The organism is Cytobacillus sp. FSL W8-0315, assembly GCF_038002905.1.
Lineage (GTDB): Bacteria > Bacillota > Bacilli > Bacillales > Cytobacillaceae > Cytobacillus > Cytobacillus pseudoceanisediminis.
Map to the genome: position 1 here is coordinate 129,153 of NZ_JBBOOC010000004.1, position 17,761 is coordinate 146,913.

Annotated in this window: 10 protein-coding genes; 4 read left to right on the forward strand and 6 right to left on the reverse strand. The window is 37.5% G+C overall.

The window, feature by feature from the left end; translation table 11 throughout:
• Positions 1 to 11: 11 nt before the first annotated feature.
• Both MKY20_RS28195 and MKY20_RS28200 read right to left on the reverse strand, forming a co-directional pair.
• Positions 12 to 5,993: a non-ribosomal peptide synthetase gene (locus MKY20_RS28195; RefSeq protein WP_251174077.1), complete on the reverse strand. Its 5,982-nt coding sequence runs from the start codon at positions 5,991 to 5,993 to the stop codon at positions 12 to 14.
• 14 nt (positions 5,994 to 6,007) lie between these two features.
• Entirely contained in the window at positions 6,008 to 10,564 is a 4,557-nt protein-coding gene (locus tag MKY20_RS28200) for an amino acid adenylation domain-containing protein (protein ID WP_341004456.1), read from the reverse strand.
• Positions 10,565 to 11,117: 553 nt separating this feature from the next.
• On the opposite strand from MKY20_RS28200, the gene MKY20_RS28205 reads away from it, so the two are divergent.
• Both MKY20_RS28205 and MKY20_RS28210 read left to right on the forward strand, forming a co-directional pair.
• On the forward strand, positions 11,118 to 12,392 hold the full coding sequence (locus MKY20_RS28205) for a helix-turn-helix domain-containing protein (RefSeq protein ID WP_019379473.1): 1,275 nt from the start codon (positions 11,118 to 11,120) through the stop codon (positions 12,390 to 12,392).
• 11 nt (positions 12,393 to 12,403) lie between these two features.
• A complete protein-coding gene (locus MKY20_RS28210) occupies positions 12,404 to 12,556 on the forward strand; it encodes a hypothetical protein (protein ID WP_019379474.1) in 153 nt (50 codons plus the stop codon).
• Positions 12,557 to 12,606: 50 nt separating this feature from the next.
• Here the strand turns inward: MKY20_RS28210 and MKY20_RS28215 are convergent, their stop codons facing one another.
• Entirely contained in the window at positions 12,607 to 13,329 is a 723-nt protein-coding gene (locus MKY20_RS28215) for a thioesterase II family protein (protein ID WP_019379475.1), read from the reverse strand.
• 50 nt (positions 13,330 to 13,379) lie between these two features.
• Positions 13,380 to 14,099, reverse strand: coding sequence for a 4'-phosphopantetheinyl transferase family protein (locus MKY20_RS28220; protein ID WP_157888522.1), 720 nt, complete (start codon positions 14,097 to 14,099; stop codon positions 13,380 to 13,382).
• 296 nt (positions 14,100 to 14,395) lie between these two features.
• Here MKY20_RS28220 and MKY20_RS28225 point away from each other — a divergent pair, with 296 nt between their 5' ends.
• Together MKY20_RS28225 and MKY20_RS28230 are read left to right on the forward strand one after the other, a co-directional pair.
• The gene (locus MKY20_RS28225; protein WP_251174079.1) at positions 14,396 to 15,328 is read left to right on the forward strand and encodes an arginine deiminase family protein; all 933 of its coding nucleotides are present in this window, start codon (positions 14,396 to 14,398) and stop codon (positions 15,326 to 15,328) included.
• Between the two features lie 388 nt (positions 15,329 to 15,716).
• A complete protein-coding gene (locus tag MKY20_RS28230; RefSeq protein ID WP_251174080.1) occupies positions 15,717 to 15,947 on the forward strand; it encodes a tyrosine-type recombinase/integrase in 231 nt (76 codons plus the stop codon).
• A 360-nt stretch (positions 15,948 to 16,307) separates the two neighbouring features.
• Here the strand turns inward: MKY20_RS28230 and MKY20_RS28235 are convergent, their stop codons facing one another.
• On the reverse strand, positions 16,308 to 16,805 hold the full coding sequence (locus tag MKY20_RS28235) for a DinB family protein (protein WP_341004457.1): 498 nt from the start codon (positions 16,803 to 16,805) through the stop codon (positions 16,308 to 16,310).
• Between the two features lie 466 nt (positions 16,806 to 17,271).
• The gene (locus tag MKY20_RS28245) at positions 17,272 to 17,670 is read right to left on the reverse strand and encodes a GyrI-like domain-containing protein (RefSeq protein WP_026041533.1); all 399 of its coding nucleotides are present in this window, start codon (positions 17,668 to 17,670) and stop codon (positions 17,272 to 17,274) included.
• Between the last annotated feature and the right edge of the window lie 91 nt (positions 17,671 to 17,761).

Here is a 17,761-nt window from a genome sequence, read left to right on the forward strand (position 1 = left end):
TGGGCTCCCTTTTAACTTAATATTGATATAGATGTTCTTTTCCGGCTGCTTAATCTGCTCCGATTCCGTTCCTTTTTTTGGGACTCTTGTGATTGATTATGATAAAGTAGAAGCTTTTCCATTTCTGCCATCAGCATTCCTACTTCACACCCTGAATCAGTTCCCATTTGTGAAAGGACTGCTACAAGAAGATCCAGGTACAAATTAATGTCATCTTCATTAAAGTGAGAGCAACTGTAGTTAATATCCAACGAGAGGCTATCTTCAGGCACGATGGAAACTGTTAATGGAAAATTCGTTTGCTCAGCAATCTCCACATCCTGCACGCTGACACCTTCAAGAAGCTGCTGTTTTCCATCCGATGACAACATATTAGGGAAATTGGCAAAAATAAGACATGTCTCGAATAAGGGATCTTTTGATTTATATCCGATTATTTCCTTAATTTCTGTTAACGGCATATGCTCAATCTGACTTATTTTTCCTTGCAGGTTTTGAACTTCGGACAAAAGGCTCCTTACAGACTTCCTTTTAGTGACTTTAACCCCGATTGGAAGGGTATTAATGAACATCCCAACCATTTCTTCAATCCCCTTTACAGGGGCTGATCGACCAGAAAATACTGAACCGAATATTACCTGCTCCTTTTTCCCGAGAAAGCTAAGTAATAGTGACCATCCGCATTGAACAATAGTATTCAACGTAGCTTTTTCTCTAGAAGCTAAAGTCTTTAAGTTACCAGTGAGATCCAGTGAAAGCTTCCTCTTTATTTCCCTATGCCCACTGCTCGCCAAGTTTGATTTAGTTGCAGTTCCAACAAGTATCGCCCTTTGATCGTAATTTAATAAATTCTCTTTCCAGAACTCGTCTGTGTTTGAACGATCCTGTGTGCTTTGCCAGAAAGAAAACTCGCCAAAAGAAAGGGATGCCATTCTTCTTAGCTCTATGCCTGAAATGATATTTCTGTATGCTTCTGATAGCTGGTTAATTACCATAGGCATTGACCACCCATCAAGAAGGAGATGATGATAGGTCCAGATGAAATAATGGGTTTCTTCATTTAAGCAAATCAGTTTAAGCTTTAGCATCTGATCCCTACCTGGAATAAACCCTGTCAATCGCTGCATTCTTCTTAAATCTTCTAAATCAGTCTCGGCACTCAAACTAGATTTTCCTGACCAGTCTTCATACTCCACCTGCACTTTAGGTTCTGAATTTATTACATGAATCGGCTTGGTGAAGCCTTCCCATAAAAAGTCCGCCCTGAGAATACTGTTAGAAGCCAATACATGATCCCATGCTTTTGAGAACGCCTGTACAGAGAACTCCCCGCAGATTCTAAACGCCATCTGTTCTACATAGACGCCTGAATTCGGGTGCATAAGTGTATGAAAAAGCATTCCTTCCTGGACCGGCGATAAAGGAAAAATGTCTTCTATATCAGTAGAATGACTACTAACAAGTTCCCATTCATCCTCTCTGAGGCTGATTTTTGGAAAAGATTTTGGCAATAGCAGCTTATATTCAAATTGCTTGGCGAGGGCAATAATGTCCTTCACAGTTGAAACAAAAGTGGAAATAAGTATTTCAATCGTTTCATCTTTATGGACATAACTACTGTACATCCAATCTAAAGAAAGCTTTCCTCCTATGACTGCCCCCTCGACATCAATTAGATATGCTCTTCTGGACTCTTTACTTCTGATCGGTTCCGCACTCCTGTTGGAAATTTCAAAGAAATCATTTTCCCTAGAGTGCATTACTTGGCCTAGATAATTAAAACTGACATCAGATGCATTGTCTTTAAGCTCTTTATCTGTTAAATATTTCAATATTCCAAACCCGATACCATTTTGCGGTATACTTCGGATTTGTCTTACGGTACTTGTCAGGCTTTCGAGAAGTGATTGATTTTTACCTGTGTCAGACAAAAAAGGGAAAAGTGCTGTAAACCATCCAACAGTCCTGCTGAGTTGAACGCCTTTATTTATTTCTTCTCTACCGTGTCCCTCTAGGTCTACTTTGACTTGTTTATTTCCGGTCCATTTTCTTAAAGTAAGGATTAAACTTGTAATAAGTATCTCCTGAATCTTGGCATCCAAAGTTTGATTGACACCGGTTAATAGATATTGTGTTTCTTTTTCAGTAAAACTGATCGTTTTCTTGACCTTGCTTCCCTCTGTGTTTCGAATATCCGAGTTAATGAAATCTCTAGGTATCTTGGTACTGAATGCCGCTGTTTTTTTCCAATAGGGATACTCTTTCGCCAGTTTTTCACTTTTCGCATAATTCTGGAGAAAATGACCCCACTCTTTGAAAGACATTCCTTCATTAGGCAATTTCACTTGCTCATTCTTTAATATCTGATTGTACGCTGATTGCAGGTCCTCTAGTAATATTCTCCAGGAAACACCATCTACGATTAGATGATGGGCAGTAAAGAAAACTTCATATTTCTTTTCTTTTTCATTTCTGAAATATAGAACCTTCATCAATGGACCATTACTAAAGTCAATAGATGACTGGGCTTCCTGAATTCTTTTATTCTGGGAATCTAACGCAGCTTCACCATTTATGTCTATCACTTCAAATGTAAAACCAGGACTATCATCCGGAATCTGTACCCACTCATCACCGTTATGGATGAACCTTGTTTGGAAAGCTTGGTGGGCTTCAACCATACACGTTAGAGCCTGCTTAAATTCACGAACAGCAAGATCTTCTTTTGAATTGATAAAGACAGATTGGTTCCAGTGATGTGGATTTGCAAGTTCCTTTTCAAAGAACCATTTCATTATTGGTGTAAACGGCTGGCCATTTGCTCCTCCCAAATCTGTTAAATTAGAATTCAAGTATTCGTCGCTCTCGTTCTCCAGAGCAAGTGAAATATTTTCAATGGTCTGGTGTTCAAACAAGTCTTTAGTTGTTAGATGAATGTTTACTTCCTGACACTTTGCAGCAATTTGAAGTGCTAGAATGGAATCTCCGCCAAGCTCAAAATAATTATCATGGATCCCTACTTTATCAACCCTAAGTACTTCTTCCCATATGCAGGCCATTTTTTCCTGAAGAGAGTTCACCGGAACAGCAATAGAAGTACGTGTATTTTCAAGAACTTCAGGCAACGGAAGAGCTTTACGGTCAACCTTTCCATTTGTAAGCATTGGCAGTTCATCCAGTACTATAATCGATCTAGGGATCATATATTCCGGGAGCACGCTTTTGAGTGATGCTTTTAATTCCTCATTAGATATTGCTTTGTCCAAAGTTACATAAGCGTAAAGTGTTTTTCTTCCTGAAACTGATTCTGCTTTTACAATGGACTGCCTTACTCCAGGGATAGTTAACAGTGCTTTTTCTATTTCTCCTGTCTCGACCCTGTAGCCACGTATTTTTAGCTGGTCATCGTTTCTTCCAAGAAAATCGATTTCCCCTGTAGGAGAAGATGCTACTATATCCCCCGTGCGATACATCCTCCCTCCTGGAACTGTGCTGAATGGGTCCGGCAAAAATCGTTCGGCGGTCTGCGCTGGTTTCAAATGATAACCGCTTGAGAGGATAGGTCCTCCAATGTAAAGTTCCCCCGGCTTCCCATCGGGCACTAGTCTGTCCATGTTGTCCAGAATATAGGTTTTTCTGTTTGGGAATGGGATACCTATACTCACAATTGGTGTATCAGGCAGTTCTTTGCTAATTTTATAGTAAGTACAGGTTGTCACAATTTCTGTTGGTCCATAAAAGTTATAAAGTTCTGTTTTCCCTTTATTTACCAGGTTCCATGCTTCAGCGTGAGCTTTGGAAAGCTTGTCCCCTCCAATTGCCAGCATCCTTAACGAAGGCATTTCCAGCTGTCTATTGGTTAGACGGTAATACTGTACAACTTCAGTCCAATATGGGGTTGGAAGATTCCCAATAGTTATTTCATATTCATTCACTTTGTCTACAAATTCTTGAGCATCCCACAAATGTTCCCCCCGGATAAATACTTCTCCCCCACTAAATAATGTCGGGAAAATTTGTTCCGTTGAAGGATCAAATGTTATAGTGCCAAATTGAAGCACTTTATCCGATTCTTTCAATTGAAAAGTTTCCTTGAAAGATTGATAGTGAAGTAGAGCAGCATTATGGGTGACCGTCACTCCTTTAGGCTCACCTGTAGAGCCCGAGGTATACATCAGGTATGCGGAATGCAAACTGCTTACCTCCGCTTTTGCTGTTCTACCACCAATGTCTTGTTTAACCGAGACTGGGATACAAGTAATACCAGTGAAACTAGCAGTCTGCCCTTTTTTTCCTACAATCATGAAACGAGCCTCTGAATCATGAAGAATATATCTTATCCGTTCTTCTGGCATATGCTTGTCAATAGGAACATAAACTCCGCCTGCCTTTAAGATACCCAATATGGCAATTACAAGATCGGCCGACCTTTCCATCATGACAGCAACGTGCTGTCCTGTAGTTAGCCCTTTTTCCACCAGATGTGCTGCTAACTGATTGGAACGGCGGTTAAGCTCTTTATATGTATAAGCATCATTTTCACTTCTCACAGCAATCTTGTTCCCGTAGATAAGAACCTGTTTCTCAAATTGTTCATGTAATGTAAATGGTCCCGTTATCTTCTGTTTTAAAGTTCTTCCATGTATTACTGTTTTTTTCGTTTCTTTTTCATCCTTTAGCTGAAGGCTATCCACTGTTTTGTTTACATCATCAAGAACCTGATTCATAAATAAAGTTAATCTGTTCAAGATAGCCTCGGCATCATCATTATTGATTGCAGAGGAAGAAAAATGGAGGCGGAGAAGGAGTTTCCCTTCATATGGAATTACCGCTAAACTAACAGGAAAATTGGACTTTTCCTCTACCTGGAAACGAGTAATGGCTAGGCCTGCTTTTTCATCTGTAAAAAGCTTGGGATCAAATGGATAGTTCTCGAAAACAATGATGCTGTCAAATAGCGGTTTATCTGCGCTTAGCCCACTGACTTTTTGCACTTCGAACAATGGGGTATATTCATACTGAAGCAATTCAGTCTGCTCTTTTTGAACCTGCTGGATTACTTCCAGCATTGTATCTTCCCTTTTAAGTCGAATTCTTAAGGGGAGTGTATTTATGAATGGACCGACAATTCTATCGGAGTTTCTCACTTCAGGCCTGCGACCGGACATTACTGTCCCCATTACCACATCCGTAAAGTCAGTCCTGCTGTTTATCAATAAAGCCCATAGGCTCTGTAAAACCGTAAACAGAGTTACGTTATGATCACGGGCAAGTGATTCAAGTCTTGTTCTTTCCTGTTCAGATATAAAGCAATCCCTGTACTGATCCTGAACGGAGTGCATACTATTACCCCGTTTTGTTTTGAGATAACTGGGTTCTTCCAATCCTTCCAGCTTTCTTCGGAAAAATTCAAGAGCTTCACTAAGCTCTTGTTTGTTAAGCCAAGAAATATATTCTCCGTACTGTGGAGTATTTTCTAAACTAAGTGGCTCATCTCTTATTGTTGAATGGTAAAAGTCCAGAACATCCTTTAGTACAAGGGGCATAGACCAGCCATCCATCAAAAGGTGATGAAAGGTCCAGATGAACTCATATCCATCAGTTAGCTTTATTAAACAAAACTTCATCAAAGGTCCCTTCTCAAGGTCAAAAGGTTCTACTCGTATATCCTCAGCAGTTTTGTTAAGTTTTTCATCGGCTTCATATAGCGGGCAATCCCATGACTTTTCCTCCCACGGAACTTTTATTTTTTTTTGTACTACCTGAAGTTGGCTGTTAATCCCTTTCCAATGAAAAGTGGTCCTTAGAGCATCGTGCCGCTCGACGGTCTTTTCCCAAGCCCGACGGAAAACTTCCTTTTCAAGAGCATCTGATAATGAGAACCGAATCTGCTCAATATATAAGCCTGTTTCTGGCTGATGTACAGCATGAAACAGCATACCTTTTTGCAAGGGAGAGCATTCATAAATATTTGCAATATTTTTTATATCCATAAAGGGACTCCTTACTAGTTACTTTGTTTAAGAGAAAGCAAAAATTTATCCAAAGCTCCTTGGTCCAGGTTTGCTTCAGGAAAATCACTTGCTACCAGGCCAATTTCTTCCGTTACTGTACAAAAACGTATCAACTCACGGATATTAGTTAGAATATCTGTACAAAGGCGACCAATATCTTCTTCAGAAAAACTTGGACTATAATGTATTCGCACACATAGTTGCTCATTGAAGATATATGGTTCAAATTCTAGGAGATAGACTCTCTTTTCAGAAGGGTTTTTTACAGACTCGCTTAGATAGCTGTGAAAAGAAAAGTGTTTTGAACGGAAAAAAGTCTGATCCACTTTTCCAAGATAGTTGTAGCTGAAGAGGCTATTACTAAGCTGCGGCCCCTCCATTTCTTTTAGCCACCGTGCGACACCATAGGTAATTCCTCCATTTGGAAATCTTCTCAAGCTGTTTTTCGCATGTTTTAACAACACATTATCTTGAGCCTTTAAAAGGCTACCTTCCAGAAAGACTGGATAAACACTTGTAAACCACCCTACAGTCCTTGAAAGATCAATATCAGATGTAAAAGGATCACGCCCATGGCCTTCGAGATCAATCACTAAATTTTTGTCACCTGTAAAAGTTTTCAAAGACGAAGCAACCGCTGCAAATATGACTTCATTGGCTTTTGTTTCAAAATATTTCGGAACCTCTTTTAGAAGGGAAAGGGTCAAATCTTTTTCGAGCCACCCTTCTGCTTGCTTTTTACTGCCTTCAGTCCCTTTATCCACGTTAGCCAAGACGCTTTCATCCGCCTTAAAAGACCTTGTTACAAGCCATTGATTCTCTTTCTTTAATTCGTCTTCATCCAATTCTCTTAAATAACGAGACCATTCAGAGTAGGTGAAATTTTCAGGCGGCAGTGCCAGTCGATCACCTTTCAGTTTCTGTTCTAATAGTAAATCCAGATCTTGCAACAGGACCTGCCAGGAAATCATATCAACGATCAGGTGGTGGGCAATTATTATGAGTTCATTTTCCCGTTTACCATCACAATCAATATACGCAGCTATTAATAGAGGGCCTTCTGTAATGTTTAAAGATGCTTGAAGTTCTTTAGCAAACCTGCTGACTTCACTTTCAATGTCCGCAGACATATCCATTTTTTTATATAGAATCTGAAAAGAAGATTTATCGTCTTTGTATTTTTGTACCCAGCTACCATTCTGTTGGAAGAACCTCAGTTTCAAAGATGGATGTACTTTCATCAAATAATCGAAAGCATCCTGTAATAGGCCGTATTCGATATCTTTTTGAACCTCTAACCGAAGTGCTTGGTTCCAGTGATTCTGATATAAGAACCCCTGAGCAAAAAACCACTGCTGAATCGGTGTTAACGGAACTGTTCCATGATCTACTGCATTTATTGACTTCTGCTTTACTTTCTTCATTGCTCTTGCCATATTGACAATTGTTTTCTTTTCAAAAATATCCTTGGGCTTTAATGTCCACCCTTTTTCTAGGAGTTTTGAGGATATCTGAATAGCGAAAATCGAGTCTCCTCCTATTTCGAAAAAGCTGTCATTCATGCTTATTTCTTCTCCGAGCAACTCGGTAACTACGTTACTAAGAACTCTTTCTTCTTGAGTCTCCGGGAGAAGAATATCCTCACGCTCTTCCTTAGCGGATATTTTAATTTTCAATAGTTTCTTTTTATCAACTTTTCCATTTTGAGTTAATGGAAGTTCATCCATCACTATAAACTGTGAAGGTACCATATAATGAGGCAGGCGGGCAGCAAGTTTTCTTTTTAGCTTACTAAGCGATATGCCCAAAGGAGCAACAATAAAGGCTGCTATTCTTGATAGATTATTTTCTTTTTTTAAGAGCACGACCGCTTTATCAACATCCACTTGTTCTTCAATTGCTGCTTCAATTTCCCCTACCTCAATGCGGAATCCATTCACTTTAACCTGTCCGTCAATCCTTCCAAGAAAATGAATGCTTCCATCTTCGTTATAACGAGCCAAATCACCGGTTTGGTACAGACGTTCCCCTAACCCGAAGGGATTTGGAATAAATTTATCTGCAGTTTGAGATGGCCGATTATTATAACCCCTAGTGATGCCACGCCCGCAAATATATATTTCGCCTTCAGTGCCTTGAGGAACCATATTAAGATGTTTATCGAGAATATATATTCTTGCATGTGCAGGAGGATATCCAATTGGAACCGCAGGATGATTGCATGTTTCACCGAGTCTGTAATAGCTGGACCACACTGAAGCTTCCGTGGGACCGTATTCGTTATAAAGGTCTATATTCGGGAATTTTTCCTTCTGAGATGTATGTAGACTCTTAGGAAAAGGTTCTCCTGCGACAATTACACATTCAAGGCTTCTCAATTGTGCTGTTCCTGCCTGGTTTAGCATTAACTGAACAAACGAGGGGACACTTAACATATGAGTTACTTTTTCTTTTTGAATTTTACCAAGCAGCTCCGGTACATCAAGCTGATTGTTCAAGTCTGTCAGGATAATTTCCCCGCCGACCGTCAGTGTCCAGAAAATACCTACCATTGAGCTGTCAAAGGATATCGAGGACAGCAGCAGAAAGCGGCAAGCTTTGTTCAATTTATATACTTGCTCTCTTGACTTGGTAGAATAATAAATGTTTTCATGGCTCACCATAACGCCCTTAGGTCTTCCAGTTGAGCCTGACGTATAGATGATGTATGCCAGCTGCTTTGGATTTAGTTCCATTAGTGGTTCTTCCGCTGTATGAAACAAATCGTCCAATAATAGAAAATTTATATTAGGTACAGATAAGTCCATTATTCCGTCTGTGATGATTTTCGAAATGCCTGCATCCATTATCATGTATTCGAGTCGTTCTCTGGGATACTTAAGGTCTAGAGGAATATAGACTCCACCGGCCTTTAGAATTCCGATGATCCCAACAATGGCTTCTACACTTTGGGAAACTGCAAGCCCTATCCTCTCCTCCTGACAGATTCCAAGTTTTTTCAATCCTCCAGCCAATTTGCTGGATTTCTCAGAAAGTTCACGGTATGTAAGGGTATCTCCTCCCATAGTTACAGCAGGAGAATCGGGATTTAAACGGGCCTGCTTTTCAATTTCAAGTATAAGATTTGGCTGATTGGTGTTTTTAAGAAGTTGGGGGTGATTAAGGGAATTCAACTGGTGTTTTTTTTCACTCTCCAGCAGTAGGGGATATTCCTCCAGTACTGCGTATGGATTTTTAGCAATCCCTCTAAGTAGCTGGATAAAGTGGCCGGTGAAGCGTTTCATTAAGTTCCCATCATATTTTTCCGGATCAAATAATAAGCGGAAAGTAATCCCCCCATTAAACTCAATACCATCAAACTCAATTTCAAATTGTGTAATATTTCTTTTAAGTGGATAAACTTCGAATTCAAGTGATCCGAACTTCCCTTTTGCCCCGCCTATACCTAGAAAAGCTGGCCCCAGATTGTTCTTCGTAACACTTCTCATATTTGGAAAATTAAACATTACGTTCGCACGACCCTGTTCTTCTGCCAGTCCATTATCCTGCATCAGTCTCATAAGGCTGGAATAGGTAATCTCTTTATGCTCCTTGCTTCCTTCGAATTTCTTAGAGATTTGTTTGAGTAACTCTGAGAAGGTTAAGCCCTCTGTAAAAGCTCCATCTATATAAAGTGTGTTAGCGTAGAAACCTACGGATTTTAATGTTTTTCTGGTTCTATTAAAGAAGGGAGTGCCAACCCAGATATGCTTTTGCTGACTGTATCTGTGAAGTAAAACTTGAAAAGCAGAAAGAAGTATTATATATAAGCTCGAATCATTCATTTTTGCTGTTTCTTTTAATGCGTTTGCAAGCTTTTCATCAATTGAAAAGAATAAACAATCCCCCTTAAACGAATGATGATCAGAATTTTTTGCAGGGAGATTAACAGGATGTATACCCTTACCTCCTTGAAGCCTTTTCTTCCAATATTCTAGACTCTCTGTACTAGGGTATGCTTGTCCTTCTTTATTTGCTGAAAATTCAAAATATTTTAAGTCTACTTCCCGCTCTTCCGGTTCCTTTCCCTGAGAATACAAATCATAGAACCTGCCAAATTCCTTCATTATAACCATCATAGAAATTCCATCTATTGCAATGTGGTGTATATTGATCAAAAGAACTTTCTGAAAAATACAATTCTCCAAGATCCTGACTTTCATCGTGCATTTTTTTAGATCAAAAGGTGTATGAGCTTCCTCGCTTAGACTCTTGTTAAATTCTTCAAGACTTAAGTGAGAAAGGTTCTTTTGCTGGAAATCAAGTGTTTGATTTTCCATTATTTTCATAAAAGGTATTCCATCTACCATTTCGTAAATGGTCCGTAATGAAGCATATCGATCTAAAACGCTCTGAAAAGAAAGTTTCAAAGCAGATATGTCTGCATCCGCAGGTAACAGCCAAGATGTAAACATATTTAAATGGTTCTGCTCTGAGGACAGATAGTGAGAACGCCAGAGATTTTCCTGATTTGGAGACAAGGAATAACTTTTTCCTGCGGTTATAGTCATATTAACGCTCCTTTAAAGATAAATGCCTTCTTTTAGAGTTAAGGCAGATAATGTATGGGAAACCAGTAAAGTAATATAGGTATCAAAATGTAACTTAGTTTCTAGAGGCTTAATAAAGTACTTAAAAGAAATCTTGGCAATGAATACTATCAAAAACTGTAGAAATTTCGCTTACATACTAAAAGTTTCACCATTATTTCAACACCAACGAAATTTTGTCTTGATTTCTTTTAGTTCATTTAACCTAACTTACTATCACAATATAAGTAATGATTCTATATACACACTTTCCCTTTTAATCATTAATTTTTAAATTTACAAAGCACCCATATCTCCTTTATAAGCTGAAACATTAATCCTCTCCAATATAGTTCAGATAGCCTACCTATAAGATAATCCTGTAACCTTTTACACTTTTTATATTAATTGAATTGTAATTGGTTGACTATTGAGAAAATGCACGGTTAGAATTAATAGGAAATGGAAAAATTTCCATTAATTTTCTCAATATGGAAATTTTCTAAAATCCTATAAAATACATACGGGAGGAATTATGCAAATAAGGAACTCCGAAATAGACTTTGGAAAGCTGGTGTTTTACACAAGGACAAAAAAAGAGATGACTCAGCAGGAATTATCCTTGGGGATCTGTTCCATCACTTATTTAAGCAAACTAGAAAATTCTAAGATTGATCCAAATGAAGAGACCTTGGCCTTGCTGCTAAAGAGGCTGGATATTGATATCCACGATATCCATCATAATAATCTTGACATCATCCAAAACCTTGAATTATGGTACCTTTCGATTATAAAAAGGGATGAGCCAGAATTAATTGAGCAACTGAAAGAGATTAATGATTCAGTGATCAAGAACGTATATTCAACAGATCTCATTTTTTATTCTTACCTGGTGAAGTTACGCTACTATATTCATAGGAAAAAGAAAAATGAGGCAACCACTGTACTAGAGACACTAACCAAAAGCAAGGAGAAGTTAAATCAGCACCAAAGCGCTTACTTCACCTACTTACATGGTCTTTATTTATGTACTATTCTGTTGGATTTTCCAAAAGGCCTCGAGTACTTTGAAAACATAATTTACTTCTTTAATGACCCTCAGCACGAAGATCCTGAGTTTTTCTATCATCTGTCTTTGACCTACACAAAAACGTACAATACAAGAATGGCAGTGACTTATGTGGAAAAAGCTCTAACTATCTTTAACAGCAAATTGTTTTTTAAACGAAGCTTGGAGTGCCAGCTGCTTTTAGGAGTAAACCTAGGTCGGCTTAAAGAGTATAATAGGGCTATTGAAATTCTAACCCAGATTACCGAAGTCGCTCCAGGCTTAGACGAAAAGTTAACTTTTGCCAAGGCTCTCCATAATCTCGGCTATTTGTATAGTAAGATTGGAAGATTTAATGAAGCTATTGATTACTATCTGAAAACTCTTAAATACACCGATTCACAAACAGATTTTTATCTCAATACAATAATTGAACTTTCGACTGTTTTAAAAGAAAATAACCGACTTAAAGAAGCAAAAGAGTGGATAGAACTAGCCTTTAAAGAGTACAAACCATCCAATGAACAATCTAGTAAGCTAATCCAATTAAAAGTATTGGAATTCCAAATCTCAAAAAACACTGATGAGCTCATTGATTTTTTAGAAAACACCGCAATTCCTTGTTTTTTAGAAATAAATGAATTTGGTTTGCTTTCAAAGTACTATGAACTTTTGGGGAACATCTATAAGAGACTGCATCAATACAAAAAAAGTAGCTATTATTTTGAATCCTGTTTGCACCTTCAGAAAAAAATGTCCTAGGAGGAACAATGATGAAAAAAATATTAGGTTTAATTATACTCTCTTCTCTTTTTACTTTTGGTGCTAGTGCTTCTGCAGATACAGCTGGACTTCCGGCTGATAAGATTTACCTAAAATACGGAGAAGAACTTCCTGAGTACGGAGAAGAACTTCCTGAATACTGAGAACATAATATGACAAGCAAAAACCCCTCCATTTAGAGGGGTTTATTATTTCAATTTAAAAGAACTTTAGTAGGCAATAAAATAGATACTATTTTCTTGAGAACTTCTGCTTCATTTTCCCTAATAAAAAAGTGGCCTCCTTCAAATACGTGATCCTCAAAAGACCCTTGTGTATGGCATGACCATTCCTTCCTCAGTTGATAGACTTTTAAGTCATTGTTTCCAGTAAAAATATGTAGATTATTTTTCATTATTGACGCCTTCGGTTTATAGATATACTGAAACACCAATTTATAATCTGCATACAAAATTGGAATAAATAAATTATACAAATCCTTGTCTTGAAAAATAGTTTCAGGAATATTGCCGCTTTTTCTCATTTTCTCTGCAAAATCATTCATTGGCAGCAAGTGGATATCTCCCTCCAGCTTGATATGAGGAGGCTGAAAAGCAGAGACAAACAGATTCTCAGGTAAAGATAGTCCTTCTTCATTTATCCTCTGACATAATTCATATGCCAGGAGCCCTCCCATACTATGTCCAAATATACTGTAAGGTTTCCCCTCTTGCAGAACGTCAATATTTTTTTCCATTAGGTCATCTACGGCTTCGTCAACGCTTTGAAATAATGGCTCCCGGATTCTCTTTCCTCTTCCAGCGAGCTCCAAAGGTATTACCTCAACATACTCTTCAAGCTTTTTTTTCCATGATAAATAAATAGATGCAGCAGACCCTCCCGCATAGGGCAAACAAATTAATCTGGTCTTTTCCACAAATTCACCTTCCCTCAAATTATTTCTTATAATTTTGAAATTATATGTGCTTACTTGCCGTTTATTAGGGCTGGGGTCTTAAGAGAAACCATAAACAAGGTGTATAGTTCTTCGAGGGTAAGTACTTTAAGATTTTCGAAGCAACCAGAATCGGAGCTGACTGCCAGCTTGTAGGATGAATCAAGGTGATATAACTTAAGATAGATTTCCTTTTCTTTTAGATAAGATTTGTAAATACTGCTATCGATCCTTTCTAGAATAATAGAATCCAGCGACAGAGACAGGCCTTTTCCTGCTGTTTTTATGTAGCATTCCTTTAAGGTCCACAAGTCATAAAATAAATGCGCTCTTTGGTTTCCTTTCATTCCCAACAGTTCTATATATTCTCTTTTACTATAAAATCGCTCAGCCAATGCAAGATCTACATCACCCATTTCTTGAACATCTATGCCATTTTCATTAGTGTCCAGCACAGCTACTACCCAGTATCCTGAATGAGATAAATTAAAGTATAAAGGGTATTCTTTTAAATATGGCTTACCGAACTCATTATGAGAAAAATTTATTTCTTGTGGGCAAATTCGCAGATAGCTGGCAAGCATATAGCGGACTAAAATATCGCCAATCAGGCATCTCTCTTTATCTTCATATCGATAAAAGGATTTTATCCGCGATTGTTTTTCACTATCAATATAATTTAATAAGGTTTGCATCTTAGCTACTTGCAAAGATTGATCCAGTTTAACAGCTATAACCTCCAGAATATTCACCTCCATCTTCATGGGTTTAAGATTAAAAAGAAAATAGATTGACGAAAGCAAATTGAAACTCTAGAATCTAACATATACACTACTTTCCCCTTTAATTGGTTATTATGGCAAATTTTTTCAATAATTAAAAGAGTTTTTTAAAGAACCTGTTTCTTTATTAAGTCCTATGAGGTTTTCACTGCCCTTCTCATCCTTTAGGGAACACGATATTCTCTCTGTATTTTTATATAATTTAGCCTATTCCTGCCTTATACACTTTAGTTTTTACTATTGCTTTGTGAAGGAGAGAAGGATACTTGTTAAAACAGAAGCTTAAACCTTATTGTTATTCTGAGAATGGGACTTTAAAAGAGGTTTTTGTTTGTTCCCCTGCGAATCATAATGTATTAGGATCTGAAGTTTCAGCAGTTGGGTTTGCGGAAGAATTTATTGCCGAAAAAGCATATGATCAACATTATCAAATGAAAATGAAACTAAAAAATTTCGGCTGTACCGTCCATGATCTTAGTACAGAAGTGATATCTCCTCTCTGGGATCGGTTAGTAAACCGCATTTTCATTAGAGATGTTGGCGCTGTATTCGGAGAAAATATGATTCTAGGTACTCCTGGCAACGAGTTAAGACAGCCGGATTTTTACTTTTCTCAAATTTTTTTAAAGAGTTTTACAGAAAATAGGGCTCTACTGTCAATACCTTCTTCGAGTTCACTTGAGTTTGGAGATTTCCTGATAATTAGCCCTGAATGTGTCTTAATTAATACTGGACATCGGTCACAAAACCGAATTGAGCTTGCAAATTTTTTATTCTCAATAGGTGTGGAAGAAGTTGGGTTTGTTTCACTCCCAAAAACTATAGAGTCTCTTCATTTGGATGTTGTCTGTAATATCCTGGGCAAAGATATTTTCATAGCAGCTTCTTTTTTAAGATTTTCAGCCGTCTCTATTTTTAAATCATCATCAGTTAGTTATGAACCTGAATACAGCACAATTGACAATTTTATAGAACGTCATGGTTATTCTGTATTTTGGCTTCCAAACAAAGATTACCTGCTTGATTATACAAACTTTATTAATCTTAATAAGCAAACGGTACTGATCAGCAATGAATCAGTCTCTTATTATCAGGAAATTTTCCCACATATAGAGTATATAGGTGTAGACGTGAAACAACTTCAGCATGGCGCTGGTAGCATTCGCTGTCTAACTATGCCGTTTGTTAGAGAGCAATAGTAACAAGCAAATGTAAAAGAGTTAAAGTTGCTAAAAAAAGGAGTAATAATCCTAAAAGAAATTACTCCTTTTTCTATTAAACTGTTAATAAATCACATATTAGAAAATCAAGCTTTTAAAAGCTTGTTTCCCTGGGTCTTTTTCGACTGAACTATAAAAAAAAGAAAGCACCTTTAACGATCATACTTAAGGTAGCAAACTTTTCTCCTTTTCTCTTAAATCCAATCCTCTGATAAAGACCTTTCTTAAATATAGATTCTTGTGTTTACAAGACAGAGTAAATGATCAAATTTAGTTCATCTGAAAGAAATAAACGTAATCGAGGTTTTTTTAGGAAAAGCATATGGATATAAGTATCTATCGAATTATTTAATCAAAAAAATAAATAGTGCTGATCTGGACTTTATTAAAATGCGTAAAAAATTATATTACACCACATAGCTTCAGACATGTTTTTGCTCTTATTAGTGCTGATCAGGGTGCGGATTTGTTGACCATAAAAGAGAGTCTTGGTCATTCTGATATCAAGACGACCCAGATTTTCTTACAAAGAAAAATGCTACGTAAAAATAATACAGCTCACTCATGGAAGGACTCTGATATTATTAATAAGATATAATTTAAAAGACCACATAATCGATATTATGTGGTCTTTATTAGTATTAGCTTATTCAACAAAAGCACCTTATACTTTAAGTACAGGACTTCACAATTTTTTTTACACATCAATAAACTCAATCCCTAAATGTGCTGTACACGCAAAAAGACCCCTTCTTATTTAAGAAAAGCGCCCGACTGTTAAACAATGAAATAGGAGAAAGATCCCTCTGCAAATACATTCTATTTATTTGACTAACACACCCATTTAGCCATCCATAAAGCAGGAATATCACCCGCTTCACCATAGAGAATGAAAAGAGCTTCACACCGTCAATACTGCTTCTACCGCTGGGCGAGGAAGTTGCTGAATTATGGTGCTTTACGACCAATCAACGCCACCCCAAGAGGATTGCAACTTTCGCAACAGAACAATTTGGCCGAGATGATACGCATCGTGCATCATGATATTGCTGAGTAAACGCTCAATAGAGTACCTGTTAGCTGCATACGGAGCTTTTAACTTTTCATCGTCAAGGTCCGCCATGACCGTTTTTAATTTATTCATGACTTTATTAAGGCGCTGCACTGTCTGAGCCCACCCAATCTCGTCTTCTGGATCCCCCGGATTTCCAAAGGTTTCTTCATTGTCTTCTGCCTTATGCGGATTCTCTGTGCCCTTAATTCGATGGATTACGTCCTCATTCCAAAATATCAAGTGGTTGACAATCTGCCAAATCGAATTGCTGATTCCCGAACTTGTCCATGCTGGGTCAACTGCGGTCACTCCATGAATCGCCTGATCCATAGATGCAAACCAATCATTCTCATGGCAATGCATCTCGAGTTGTTCTAAAAACATTTTGGTTACAACTTGCATACAACCAATCTCCTCACTGTTTAGTGTAATTTTTCATTTTCGACTGTCGGCCATAACGAAAAAATAATCTTAATTAAATACTATCATGACAAATAAAGTACCCTATAGGGCAGACCTTATTAATTGTCTACTCAACTAAACAGTGAGGAATAGGGTACATTTTATTTTTCTGGTTGACTGTTGGCTAAACGAAATACCTGGCCTTTGATTTTAAAATTGGCTTAATTCAAATAATCTTTGGCATAGATGGCTGTCGATTTGATTAAATCATCGATTTCTATAAATTCACCAATTTGGTGAGAGCTATTTACCTTACCAGGGAAAAGCGCACCTTAAGCCACTCCGTTTTTCATTTACGCTGCATATGTTCTCCCGCCCAAACCCGTTTCTTAAGAAAAAGGAAAAAGCCACCTGGAATGGCAGCTAGATCTAAAAGTAAGGCAAAAGTTCAATAAAAAATTGTCAACTACTTTATTGCTATGTGAATTTCAACTTCCCCATTCGAGTAGTATTTTTCAAAATCATATGAGTAAGCTCTTTTTAACGAACCTGTTTCTTCCTGATCCCATATTTCTCTCCAAGTATTATAAATACCTTGTTCTTTAGATGAATCCACTTTATAGATTTCGTATTTCTCGTTTTTCGGTATGTCTATAATAGTTTCCCCATTTTTGTCTTCAATAGCAACGCTTAATGAATAATCACCTTTGTAGTCACTCTCATATTCATAATACACACCGTATGTAATGCTTTCATTTTTAGTTAGACGTTCAGAAGCTTCCTTCCACAATTCCGTAATTTTTTGCATTATACGTTCATCATTAAAATTATTCGTTCTCATGCTATTTATAATTGATAACTTCAATAATCTCACCCTTTCAATATAGTTATTTCTTATGATTTCAAGAAATAAAAACAAATTCCTTCTTCAACCAGCCTCCCCCGTTTGTCCAATA

Bases quoted from the DNA above. Each gene is read 5' to 3' on its own strand.
- MKY20_RS28195 (WP_251174077.1), bottom strand. From the start codon at position 5,993: ATGGATATAAAAAATATTGCAAATATTTATGAATGCTCTCCCTTGCAA.
- MKY20_RS28200 (WP_341004456.1), bottom strand. From the start codon at position 10,564: ATGACTATAACCGCAGGAAAAAGTTATTCCTTGTCTCCAAATCAGGAA.
- MKY20_RS28205 (WP_019379473.1), top strand. From the start codon at position 11,118: ATGCAAATAAGGAACTCCGAAATAGACTTTGGAAAGCTGGTGTTTTAC.
- MKY20_RS28210 (WP_019379474.1), top strand. From the start codon at position 12,404: ATGAAAAAAATATTAGGTTTAATTATACTCTCTTCTCTTTTTACTTTT.
- MKY20_RS28235 (WP_341004457.1), bottom strand. From the start codon at position 16,805: ATGCAAGTTGTAACCAAAATGTTTTTAGAACAACTCGAGATGCATTGC.